7 protein-coding genes are annotated in these 11,986 nt (G+C 61.8%); all 7 read right to left on the bottom strand.

Annotated features, from left to right (window positions below):
- Positions 1–48: 48 nt before the first annotated feature.
- Positions 49–2,529, bottom strand: a complete 2,481-nt coding sequence (locus BFN10_RS25295) for a fimbria/pilus outer membrane usher protein (RefSeq protein ID WP_071491985.1) — start codon at positions 2,527–2,529, stop codon at positions 49–51.
- A gap of 85 nt (positions 2,530–2,614) precedes the next feature.
- Complete coding sequence (locus BFN10_RS25290) at positions 2,615–3,364, bottom strand: fimbrial biogenesis chaperone (protein WP_071491984.1); 750 nt, start codon at positions 3,362–3,364, stop codon at positions 2,615–2,617.
- 59 nt (positions 3,365–3,423) lie between these two features.
- The gene (locus tag BFN10_RS25285; protein ID WP_071491983.1) at positions 3,424–4,014 is read right to left on the bottom strand and encodes a fimbrial protein; all 591 of its coding nucleotides are present in this window, start codon (positions 4,012–4,014) and stop codon (positions 3,424–3,426) included.
- 84 nt (positions 4,015–4,098) lie between these two features.
- Positions 4,099–4,743: a response regulator gene (locus BFN10_RS25280; RefSeq protein ID WP_071491982.1), complete on the bottom strand. Its 645-nt coding sequence runs from the start codon at positions 4,741–4,743 to the stop codon at positions 4,099–4,101.
- Positions 4,744–4,765: 22 nt separating this feature from the next.
- On the bottom strand, positions 4,766–7,924 hold the full coding sequence (locus BFN10_RS25275) for a hybrid sensor histidine kinase/response regulator (protein WP_071491981.1): 3,159 nt from the start codon (positions 7,922–7,924) through the stop codon (positions 4,766–4,768).
- 51 nt (positions 7,925–7,975) lie between these two features.
- Positions 7,976–9,163 (bottom strand): response regulator cyclic di-GMP phosphodiesterase PvrR, encoded by a 1,188-nt coding sequence (pvrR, locus tag BFN10_RS25270; protein WP_071491980.1) that lies wholly within the window; start codon positions 9,161–9,163, stop codon positions 7,976–7,978.
- Entirely contained in the window at positions 9,150–11,936 is a 2,787-nt protein-coding gene (locus tag BFN10_RS25265; RefSeq protein ID WP_071491979.1) for an ATP-binding protein, read from the bottom strand. Before BFN10_RS25265 ends, pvrR begins: the two co-directional genes overlap by 14 nt.
- Positions 11,937–11,986: the final 50 nt, after the last annotated feature.

Raw genomic sequence — 11,986 nt, 5'->3', positions numbered from 1 at the left:
GGAAAGGGGCAAGCCCCCTCCCACATTTGATCAGTGGCGTTGATGGATTTATGGCAAGCAGGTCAGGGCCGCCTGCTCATAGTTCAGCGCCTTATTGCGCTCGCCCAGCGTATACGGCGCCTGGCAGTGCTGGTCACCCCACTTGATCACCAGCGTACCGGCATCCTCTTCGATCAATGCCAATGCCTTGCCGCTAGGATCGGACATCGCGATCTGCTTGCCCGCAACACTCTCCAGCGACGCACCAAACGGGATGGGCTGGTGATGCGCGTCGAACAGCGCAAACTGCACGCGCCGCCCGCTCTTGCTGGTATAGCGGGCCACCACCACGGCCCCACGACGAGGCACGACCTGCTGGGTGGCGTTATCGATTTCAATGTCAGCGCCCAGGTCACGGGTGTCCAGGCTGATCCAGTTCACCCGGTAAGGCTGCGCATTGGGGATCACCGCATAGCCGTTACGGCCGGTCTTTGCCCCGGAAAAGCTGCCGATCTTCACGCCCTGCACGCCGTCGACGTGCGCCAGCGCAAAGGTCTCGCCCACGGTCTGGCCCAGGTTGATACCGCCTGGGTGGGCCACCACCGACCCCGCCACGTTGAGGTTCTGCGCGCTGTACCCACGGCCCTGGCTGTAGCCGCCGCTGATGTCCATCAGCGAGGTGCGGGTACTGAGGTTGGCCGAGCCGGTGCTGCCGCCTGTGCTGCTGTTACCGCCTTGCAATGAGTAATAGGTGTCGCTGTTTTCGGTCAGGTAGCCGTTGACGCCCAGTTGCGTGGTGTCGCTGCCTTTCTGCGTGCTGGCCGACATAAAGGCCCTCGGCGCGCGGGGCTTTGAGCCCAGCGGAAAGGATACGGACAGGTTGATCAGCGTGTCGTTGTTCGACGCCCCGTAGTTGCCCACGTCCTTGGTATGCGTGGCGCTGAGGTTGTAGCTCACGTCGCCCCAGTAGTTGCTGTAGCCCGCCGAAAGGCTTTGCGAACCGCCGCGTCCCCAGTAGCGCTGGTCGCTGGCATTTACGTACACACTGCCGAACTGCTGGTTGCGGCCCAGGCTCTGGTTGATGGTCAGGTCGGTGCGGGTCTTGGAGTTGCCGTTGCGTTTTTGGCCCTCATTGCTGAGTTCCTCGACGTGGTCGGCGAGGGTGCGATAGCCCTCGGTCGAATACCGATAGGCCGCCAGGGTGAAGTTGGTGTCGGTGCCGGTAAAGGTCTTGGCGTACAACGCGCGCACGCTGTTGCCCGTGACCTGCTGGCCGAAGGTGCGGCTGACGGAGTGGGTCATGTCCAGCGATACCGCGCCGATCGACGTGTTGCGTCCAGCCCCCACGGACAACGCCTGGAAGTCCTGCGTGGCTTGTACGCCGACAATCCCCGACAGGTTGCTGCTGATGCCATAGGCCAGGGTGCTGCTGACAAATTGCGGTTTTTCTTGCCCGTCGTCATTGCTGTTGTACTGGCCGGCGGAGAGGCTGTATTTCAACTGGCCTTCGCGCACCATGATCGGCAGGCTGGAAAATGCCTGCACCGTGACCCGGCGACGGCCGTCAGCCTCGATGACCGTCACTTCCAGGTCGCCGTTGGAGCCGCTGGGGTAAATGTCGCTGATCTCGAACGGGCCCGGCGGCACATTGGCGGTGTAGAGGATGTAATTGTTCTGGCGGATTTCCACCGTGGCGCTCGATTGCGCAATGCCACGGATGATCGGCGCGTAGCCACGCTCGCTGTCGGCGCGCATGCCGTCGTCGGAGGCCAGCTTGAGACCGCGATAGCGCACGCTGTCGAACAGGTCGGTGTCCGAGAAAATATCCCCGGCACTGAACTGGCCCTTCAAGGCAGTCACGTCATGTTGCAGGTAGGTGCGGTTGCTCTTGAACGTACTGGGGCGGTCGGTGCTGCTGTTGAAGTTCGATTCGTTGCGCAGGCGCCACGCGCCCAGGTTGATGCCGTTGCGCAAGCCCAGGTTATTCGAGAGCGTGGTATCGGCGTCAGTGCTGTTGCGGTTGCTGCTCAATTGGTAATTGATGAACGCCGCAGGCACGCCTTCGTCCCACAGCGCAGGGTCGACGTAGCCGCGCCGCCCACGCTGCATGGCGCGTTGAGGCACGCTGACCAGCAGGCGCAGGCGCGGTACGTCGTAGCGCACGCTGGCATGCTCGATCAAGGCAGGCAGGTCCAGGCAGGCATTCGAGTCGGTATCGACGAGCTTGCCGCTGGCCTGTAATGCGCCGATATCGACGCCCACTTGCTGCAGCATCTCCAGGGTCAGGCAGGCCTCGACCTTGCCGTTTTGCGGGTTGCGGTGAAAGTCGATATCGCGCCGACCAACCAGGGTTTCATTGCCGTACAGGTCAACCCGGTAAGTGCCGGGCAGTACGCTGCTGCTGGCGAGCAGCGTGTGCAAATCGACGTCAGCTGCCGCACCTTGCAAAAACGAAGTATTGAATTGTTCGTCGCCATCGGCCTGGCACAATGAAGTGAAGCCCAGGGCAATCAATAACGGCGCCAATCCATCGCGCTTGAATAAAAACATGCAGGAACCCTATATCACCTCCGATACGAACTAACGGAGCGAAGAGAAATACAGTGAAAGTGCGGCTGCGCGAACGGCAGGCGCGTTATGGTGATTCTGTGTTCAAACTGGCTGATGTAGGCGCGCCGTTAACCAGTTGCGCGGAATAACGATCTTGCGCGCCATAGTCATTAATGCTGCCGAATATCAAGCGTGACGGCTGGCTTGAATTAAGTTGTTTAAGATTGAACTCTTTTAGTTCGCCCGGCCCAATCATTAGCGAATCGAACGGGTGTTCACTGACAGCACCGGCTTGCAGGGTAATGTCGGCAATCGACACGTGATAAATCCCCGGGTTGGTGACCCGCAGCACGTGCTTGCCGTCGTGCTCGGCCAACTGCCAGAGCAGCTCGGTCGGTGCCAGGTAGGCGTTGTTTTTCAAGCCGGCGGGGCGAAAGAACACCTTGATGCGCTGGCGCACGGCAAGCTGCAAGGTGTTCTGGGTTTTCGACGCCTGGGGGATTTCCTGCACGTTGAGCCACACCACCGACTCCCGGTCAGTAGGCAGGCCCGCGCCGGCATAAATCACCCGCAACAGCTGTTGCTCATTGGCCGTGACCCGTGCCAGCGGTGGGGTAACGGCAAACGGCACGGTGCCGGTAGCAGCGGTGTCGGTGTCGACCCAGGATTGGATCAGCACGTCTTCACCGTTGTTACGCACTGTGATACCGGCTTCTTTGTGCTGGCCATCGAACACCAGCCGTGTGCTGCTCAACGAAATGCCGGCCGTGGCCTGGCTGACCGCAAGCAGGCCCAGCAGGCCCGCGCAGAGGGAAAGAGAATGACGAAACAACATGATGGCTACCACTACGTTCGAGAGGTGTGCGGGGCCCGAAGGCCCCGCGACGCTGGGGGTTATTCGTATTGCAGGGTGAATGGCAGGGTGGCGTCGCCGCGACCCGCTACGACGGATGCAATGTCGGCCGTCGTGACATAGGCGGCCGAGAATTTCAGCGTGGTGTTGCTGTCCTGCAGGGTGTTTTCGATCTTCGCGGTGGTTGGCGAGCTCAGGTCGATCAGCGCGCCGTTGGCGTCAAGCAGCGCGATACCGACGTTCTTGGCTGAGCCCAGGCCGTCGATCAGCTTCAACACTTTGGTGCCGGCAACGATGCCCGAACCTGCGCCTTTGGTCGGTTCGAAGATCATCGCCACCTTGGTGCCGGCGTTGCAGCTGATCTTCATGTCGAAGTTCTCGGCGCTCAGAGTGCCGCTACCTTTTGGCGCGGTCGCGGTGCCCATGTCCTTGATGGACACTTCGCCCATGTTGATCGAGATGGTTTTGTTCAGGCCAATGCCTTCAACGGAACAGGCATCATTGTTGATGCTGCCGGTGAAACTGATGGTGCCACTGCCGGCTTTGGTTGGCGCGGTGGGTTCGCCGGCGGCGAATGCATTAACTGCGGCAAATACCGACAGAGCCAAGAGTGCGCGAGAGAACTGCTTCATGTTGTTTTTCCATGGTTGGGGTTAAAACAACACAATAAGGCGCAGGCCCTGAGTGGAACATCAGACGATCCCTAGAAGTGAACGTTAGTTAAACAAGTTGCGCTCTATGCAATAAGCCAATAAGTCCTGGTCGCTGCTGACTTCCAACTTGCGCATGGCCGCGACTTTTTGCGTGCTGATGGTTTTGGCGCTGCGGTTCAATCCACGGGCAATCTCATTGACGCTTTGCCCGGAGACAAACAGCCGCAGAATCTCATGCTCCTTGGGTGACAACCGGGTGAAGCGCTGGTCGAGGTCGAACGACTCCAGCACCGAGGTCGGCCGCGGCCCCTTGCTGCGAATCGGGTTGCCGCGCGCGACGGCCTTGAGCGCAGCCTGGATCTCCACGTGCAGCTGGTTTTTCTGGATCACGGCGAGGACACCCAGTTCCTGCAATCGCGTGAGGATCAGTGGGTTGGAGATCATGGTCAGCACCAGCACGCGCACCCTGGGAAAGTGCCTTACCAGGTATTCCAACAGCTTCAGGCCATCGCCGTAGGGCGAGTCTGCCGGCATGTTGAAGTCGGTGATCACCAGATCCACCTCGGTGTTTTCCAGCAACGTCACCAGTTCGTTGGAGCACACGGCTTCGCCCACCACGCGAAAGCGCTCATCACGCTCGACCAGTTCCCGCACCCCGACCAGCACGATGGGGTGATCGTCTGCGATGACTACGTTGAGGGTTTCCATGGGTTTTTTATCCAGAGTGAAGTTATTCAAGGGTGTCGAGCAATGCCGTGAGGCGCGCAAGGTGCTGCCGTACTTCCAAGGCCAGGGCCGGTGTGACCGCCATGCCGGTCAGGCGTAGCTCCAAACCGACAAAGGCGCTAGCCATATCGTCCAACTGCACCGCGCCCAGAGCGCCGGCCATGCTGTGCAGTTGCTGCGCCGCGCCATTGGCGTCCCGATTGTCCATCGCGGTCAAGGTAGTCTGTACGTCCTGGCGCAGCGTGGTGACAAACAGCTCACGCATCCTGGGCGACAACGGCGGCATGTCGACCACCGCCGGTATTTCGATCTTGCAGTGTTGTTCCAGCTGCGTACGCAAAGCGGCGAGGCTCAGGGGCTTGACCATCCACGCGTTCATGCCGACAGCGGCGCAATGCTCGCCTTCTTCGCGCAGGGCATTGGCGGTCACCCCGATGATCGGCAGCACGGCATCCTGTCGGCGCAAGGCTTCGGTCAGTTGGTAGCCGTTCATCACCGGCATATTCACGTCGGTCAGCACCAGGTCGAAGCGTCCCGGCAGCCACTGCATCAGCGCCTGTTCGCCGTTGGCCGCCACGACCACCTGGCAACCCAGGGCTTCCAATTGTTCTTTGATAATGGCCGCGTTGATTACATTGTCTTCGGCCACCAGCACCTGCAGGTTCAGTGGCTGTGCCTTGGCGGACGGTACGCGGCGTGGGCTTGCTTCGGCGCCATGCTGCGCCCGGTAAATCGCCCAGGCAATGGCGCGCACATTGTCGGCGTCGACGCTCCAGTCGGCACCGCACGGTTGAGCCGGGTCGGGCCCGCCCGCCGAGGCGATGATGCGCGTGCGGGGCCATGCCAGGTCCTGGGCGAAATCCACCAACAGCGCGTTAGCCGGCATCTCGGCTGACAGCGCACGGCTGGGAAGCCCCAGGCGATTGAGCCAGTTGATCAGGTGCTGCGCCCGTTCGGGTTCCTGTGCGCGTACGTAGACAGGCGGCAGGCCGGGGCTGAACGGCGGGCAATCGGCCAGGCTGCCGGGAACGACCTGTAATGCGAGCTGCAAGGTAAAGCTGCTGCCCAGCCCGGGCTCACTCACCACATTCAACTGGCCGTGCATCAGCTCGCACAGCCATTTGCAGATTGCCAGGCCCAGCCCGGCACCGGCCTGGCTGGCGGCATCTTCGGCCTGGTAGAAGGGGTCGAAAAGCTGGTGTTGCTGCGCCTGGGAAATGCCCACGCCGGAATCGCTGACCTGCCATTGCAGGCTCACCTGGTCGTCGCTGGTTTGCAGGACACGCAGGCGCAGCACCACGCGCCCGTTATCGGTGAACTTGATCGCGTTGCTCAGCAGGTTGTTGAGGATCTGGCGGATACGCTGCGGGTCACCGCGCAGTCGGTCCGGCAGGTTCGCGTCGATGCAGGCATACAGCTGCAAGCCCTTGGCGCGGGCGAAGGCGCTGTAGGTGCGCACGCTGTCCTCGCTCAGTTCCAGGGGGCAGAAGTCCTGAAGTTCGAGGGTCATTTGCCCGGCTTCGATCTTTGACACATCCAGCACGTCGCTGATCAGTTGGAACAGGGAGGTGGAGGAGCGCTGGATGGTCTGCAGGTAGTCCTGCTGGCGTGGTGCGAGCGAGGTCAGGCCGAGCAGCTCCAAAGTGCCTAGTACGCCGTACAGTGGTGTGCGGATTTCATGGCTCATGGTCGCGAGGAAGCGACTCTTGGCCAGGTTCGCCGAATCGGCCGCCTGACGCGCTTCCTCCAGAGCGGCAGCATCTTCGATATGCCGGGTAACATCGTGCACCGCGCACAACCACGCGTCCTGGCCTTGGTAACGGGTGGGCACGAAGGCCACGTGCAGGTGGCGGCCGTCACTTTCAAGGTCGGCCTGGCCAGGCGTGGTGCGCGGCTGCTGCTTGAGCAAGTCGAATAATGCGCGGGCGTCCTGCCATTGCTGGGCACGCTGGTTTTGCAGGAGCACGTGATGATCGCTGCGGCGGATCACGCACAGGCCGGTCGGCGCGGTGTCGATGACCGCGCGGCTGAACGCCTCGCTTTCGGCGATGCTCGCGTGGGCCTGGTGGGCGGGCAACACCACTCGCGCCGTGTACCAACGGTTGAAGGCGCGGCCACAGCCCAGCATCGCCAGCACCACGGCCAGCAGGCACAGCAGTGGCCACCGCGCGTAGTCGAGGAAACGTTGCAGGCTGATCACGTAGATCGCGGTCCACGGCTGCCCGCCCTGGCTGGTCAGTTTGAACACCAGGCCGTCACGGGTGACGTTCACACCTTCGTTCAGCACCTGGCCGGGCTTCAGCGCCCCGGTCAATACCACGCCGGCGGGGGTGATCAAGGTGAAGTTGTCGTAGATCGACCATTGCATCAGGCGCTCGATGTTATTGACCTTGGCCAGGTCCAGCAGCGATGCCAGCACTACCCAGGTGTTAGCGCCGTCGATGGTCAGTGCGGTCGGGGCCAGGTTGATGTCGACATAGCCCAGCAGCACGGGCGCAGCGTTGTCATCGGGCGTGGGGTCGTAGGGTTCCCAGTGCACCTGATGATCCGGCAACGATGAATTCTGTGCGTGCAGGCGCTCGTTCAACTGGGTCAGCACGTCCACCAGCGCGCCGACCGGCACTTGACCGCCATCGCGCAGCCGACCGGTGGCGGGCACGCTGATGTCGAAGTTGTCCGGGCCGTTGACCACCATCACCTGGGGCGACTGATAGTGGGAGGCGGCCCAGAAGGCGCTGTAGTAAGCCGACAAGTAGGTGCCGAGGGCAAATACCTTGGGGTAGTGTGCGGCGGCGATTTTGTCGGGGTTGATTTTCAAGCTGTAGGGCAGGGCAAACGGCAGCCCGCGACCTTCATAGATATTCGGCCCTTCTTCGGGCAGCGGCTTTTGCACAAAGGGTGGGAGCAGGGCAGAAAGGTTGAGTTCGCCCTGGATACTGCCCCGCGAAACATCGCGCAGGAAGGCTTCCTGCTCGTGGATATTCTCCATCAGTCGGGCGAAGTGGAATTGCAAGGTTTCATGCTGCTCCTTGACCATGCGCTGCACTCCCAGGTAGGTGATACCCAGCAGCAGCACCGCCAATACGCCCAGTACCAGCAAGCCTTTGTTCAGGCGCAGTGAACTGCTGGTGAGTTTCTCCAGGAAGGCATTGGGGGGATGCATGACGCGGTGACCTCGCAAGCTAACGGTGTTGTTCCACACCCGGCAGCCGGGTCAATAGGCGCTCGCTGGCCCGTCGTGGGTCAGCAATTGCTGGAACTGATCCGCAGAAACGGCGTGGGAGATCAGGAAACCTTGGACCTGAGTGCAGTCGATCTTACGCAACAGTGCAAGTTCTTGCGCGGTTTCTACGCCTTCGGCAACCACGATCAAGCCCAATTGACGTCCCAGGCTGACGATGCTGGTGAGGGCCTGGGCCAATTCTTCGTTGGCGTTGCAGCCCTCTACCAGGGCACGGTCGATCTTCACCTCGGTGAACGGCGCCGACACCAGGTTCATGTACGAGCTGTAGCCCTTGCCAAAATCGTCCTGGGACAAGCCGAACCCCTTGATGCGCAAGCGGCAGGCGCCGGCGTAGAAATTGCTGATGTCATCGGGTACCGAGCACTCCATCAGCTCGAAACACAAGCGTGCGGGCAAACCCTGGTGTTCCAGCACGAACGCGAGGATGCGGTCGGGCAGGTCGTGGCTGTTGAGCAGGTGCGTGGGCAGGTTGATCGACACTGGGATGTCATAGCCGTGTTGGCGCCACGTGGCTTGGGCGGCCATCGCTTGTTTCAGCACGCACCACAGCAGGCGTTCTTCCAGGTCGCAGGCGATCAATGCCGGCAGGAACACACCGGGCAGCAACAGGCCATGCTCGGGGTGCACCCAGCGCACCAGGGCTTCGGCCGCGACGATGCGACCATTGCTCAGGGCTTTCTTGGGTTGGAACCAGGCGTGCAGTTCACCGTTGTCCAGGGCATTCATCAGGCTTTGGCAATCGATGCCGGGCTGGGTCTGGGCCGGGGCAACCTGGCGCAGCGCCTGCAACTGGTCGATCAGGCAACGCAGGGCCGCGGCATTCACCGGCTTGGAAATCAACCCGATCACCTTCACTTGCAGGTTGCTCGCTACCAGACTCGCGCCCATCAGCATGCGCCGTGACGCGGCGCTCATGATCGCCAGCGCGGGGCGTGAGGGTTGTGCGGCCAGGCCCTGGATAAATTGCACACCGTCCATGCCGGGCATCAGCAAGTCGGTGAGCACCAGGTCGAAATCGCGTTGTTTCAGGCAGGCCAGCGCTGCTTCACCGTCCCTGGCGCACACCACATCAAAATCCCCCAGCTCGCTGAACAGGTTCTGCAGATACAGGTGCTGAAAGGGATGGTCTTCAACGATCAGAATGCTACAGGGTTTCATGGGTAGCTCGTGCGTAGGGAGCCAGGGCAGTGAACAAGGCTCGCAGTGTGAAGGGTTTGACCAGGCAGTGATTCATGCCGGCCGCCAGGCACAAGGCATCTTCACCGCGCAGGGCATTGGCGGTTGCGCCGATGATCGGGGTGTTGCAGCCAAGGCATCGCAGGGCTTCGGCCAGTTCGTAGCCATTGAGCTTGGGCATGTTGACGTCAGTGAGAACGATGTCGAAGGCGCCTTCGTACCAGCGCGACAAGGCCTCTTCGCCATCGCCGGCCAGCTCTACGGTACAACCGAGTTCTTCAAGCTGGTCACGCAGGATCAACTGGTTGATGGCGTTGTCTTCGGCCACCAGGATATGCAGGTGCAAGGGGTGCAGGTCGCGCCGCTCGCAACGCGCCTGGGACGGTGCGGCCTGGCCGTTCTGGGCGTGGCGAACCGCCTGGTGGATCGCGTTCAGGTCGTTGAGGTTGACCTGCCAGCCATCGCCGGTGAATTGCGGTTCGTGGGCACCATCGCTGCTGGCGAATACCCTTGGGCCGTGCCAGGAGGTGTCCAGGCTGCGCTCTACCAGTTCGAGCAGTACCGCGGGTGCGGCCAGCTCGGCGCTGGACGGCGGGCCGACCTGCGCACGGGCACCCCAGCGGCGCAGCCAGCCGCAGAGGCTGTCGGCCAGTTCGCGTACAGGCGAGAGCACATACACCACCTCCTGCGCCAACGGCGGCCGCAGCGACGGCACGATGCTAGCGGGTTGCTCCAGTGGCACGGCCAGGGAAAAGCTGCTGCCAAGCCCCGGCTCGCTGACCATGCGCAGGGTGCCGTTCATCAAGTGGGTCAGGCGCAGGCAAATGGGCAGGCCGAGGCCGGTGCCGGCGATCACATGGGGGTTGCCTTCGGTCTGGTAGAACGGCTCGAAGATCAGTGCCTGGTCTTCCTGGGCGATGCCTTTGCCGGTGTCCGAGACTTGCCATTGCAGACACGCCCGTTCGCCTTCACGGCTGAGCTTTTTGACCCGCAGTACTACGCGCCCGGAGTCAGTGAACTTGACCGCATTGCTCAGCAGGTTGTTGAGGATCTGGCGCAAGCGGCTGGCATCGCCGATCAGGCGCAGCGGCAGTTGCGGGTCGAGGCACGCATACAGCTGCAAACCCTTGCTCTGTGCGGCGGCGGCGTAACCCTGCACCACTTCCTGCACCAGGCTGGGCACACAAAACTCACTCAACTCCAGGGCCAATTGGCCGGCTTCGATCTTTGACACGTCGAGCACATCGCAGATCAGTTGCAGCAGCGTCGCCGAGGAACCTTCGATGGCATGCAGGTAGCTTTTCTGCTGGGCATCCAGGCGAGTACGAGCGAGAAGCTCCAGGGTACCGAGCACGCCATACAGCGGCGTGCGGATTTCGTGGCTCATGGTCGCCAGGAACAGTGTCTTGGCTTCGTTGGCGGCATCGGCGGATTGGCGTGCCTGTTCCAGCGCCGCTTCGATCTGGGTGCGCGCACTGATGTCGCTGAAGGCGCAGAGCAACACGTCTTCCCCCTTGTAGCGGGTGGGCGCGCAGCTCAGGTACAGGTGGCGGCCATCGGCGGCTTTGAAGTAGTCGGTGAGGCAGGGGGCGTCCGTATCGAAGGCATTACGGATCCAGCCCGGCCCCAGCTGCGCGCCGGCCTGGCCGAGCCATTGTTGGGCGAGGGTGTTTTCCAGCACCACTTCGCCGTCCGTGCGCCGCAGCACGCACAGGGCCACGGGCGCAGTCTGGATCACATCGCGGCTGAACAGCTCGCTTTCCACCAGCGCCTGGATGCGGTGGATGGCGGGGATGATGAAGCGGTGTTCCAGTCGGCGGGTCAACAGGGCCACCAGGCTGATGGTCAGCAGGCAGAAAAGCAGGGCGCCGAGCATCTGCGGCCATAGCGCCCAGAGCACCGCGTGCAGGTCGATGGAGTAGGTGAGCTGCCAGTCCGACGACTTCAGCTGTTTGCGCAACACCAATTGCTCGGGCAGCCAACCGTCGCCGACAAAGCCGAAGAAGTCCTGCTGGCGCAGGTGCGGCAGGTTTTGCCCGGGCGGCGGGTTACGGCTATTGCTGAAGAGGGGCATACCTTGGGCGTTGAACATGGTGAACTCGCCAGCACTGTGGTCGCTCAACGCCTTGGAGACTTCACGGTCATCCATTTCCAGGCCGAGCCAGCCGGAGTCCAGGTCGCGTTCATCCAGGCGGATAAAGATATATAGCTGCGAGTTGCCGCCGTCGGTGTGGGTCAGCCAGAGTTCCTGCAGGGTTTTCTGCTGCTTGAGGGCATTGAGTTGCACCAGCATGGGCGCGGGAAAGTCCGCAGCCACGGGACCCGCATCGTACAGTCGCAGCACCTGGGCATCGGTGCCGACGTACAGCAGGTTGAGCTGCTTGGCCTTCAGGAAGTCGCGCATGCGCTGGGTCAGCCAGATGCTCCATTGCTTACCCGGGATTTTGCCGAGCAACAGGCGGATTTCCTCATCGTTCACCGGCAGGTTCAATTTGGCCTTGCGTGTAGCCGACAGGCTGAGGCTTTCCAGCAGGGCTTCACGGGTGGTGAAAAAGGTATGGGCCTCGGCGATGGCGCTGCTCATGTAGCTGCGCCGCTGGGAGATCTCGTTGTTGAACGTAAATAGCAGGAAGCTGTACACGCCGCCCAGCATGCCCACCAGCAGCACCAGCGCAAAAATGCGCAACAGGCGGCGGGCGGCGTGGGGCGTGGACAGGACGGGGCTGATCTGGTGGAGATAGTTCTTTAATCGCATCCCGTCACTCTAGGGATGGCCGTATGTAGGAAAAATCAGACGATCCTTAG

Source organism: Pseudomonas extremorientalis (assembly GCF_001870465.1).
GTDB lineage: Bacteria > Pseudomonadota > Gammaproteobacteria > Pseudomonadales > Pseudomonadaceae > Aquipseudomonas > Aquipseudomonas extremorientalis.
The sequence above is the reverse complement of the archived record's forward strand: the minus strand, read 5'-3'. Positions and strand labels throughout refer to the sequence as shown.

Coding starts and splice junctions, on each gene's coding strand:
- pvrR (WP_071491980.1), bottom strand. CDS start 9,163: ATGAAACCCTGTAGCATTCTGATCGTTGAAGACCATCCCTTTCAGCAC.
- BFN10_RS25295 (WP_071491985.1), bottom strand. CDS start 2,529: ATGTTTTTATTCAAGCGCGATGGATTGGCGCCGTTATTGATTGCCCTG.
- BFN10_RS25280 (WP_071491982.1), bottom strand. CDS start 4,743: ATGGAAACCCTCAACGTAGTCATCGCAGACGATCACCCCATCGTGCTG.
- BFN10_RS25290 (WP_071491984.1), bottom strand. CDS start 3,364: ATGTTGTTTCGTCATTCTCTTTCCCTCTGCGCGGGCCTGCTGGGCCTG.
- BFN10_RS25275 (WP_071491981.1), bottom strand. CDS start 7,924: ATGCATCCCCCCAATGCCTTCCTGGAGAAACTCACCAGCAGTTCACTG.
- BFN10_RS25265 (WP_071491979.1), bottom strand. CDS start 11,936: ATGCGATTAAAGAACTATCTCCACCAGATCAGCCCCGTCCTGTCCACG.
- BFN10_RS25285 (WP_071491983.1), bottom strand. CDS start 4,014: ATGAAGCAGTTCTCTCGCGCACTCTTGGCTCTGTCGGTATTTGCCGCA.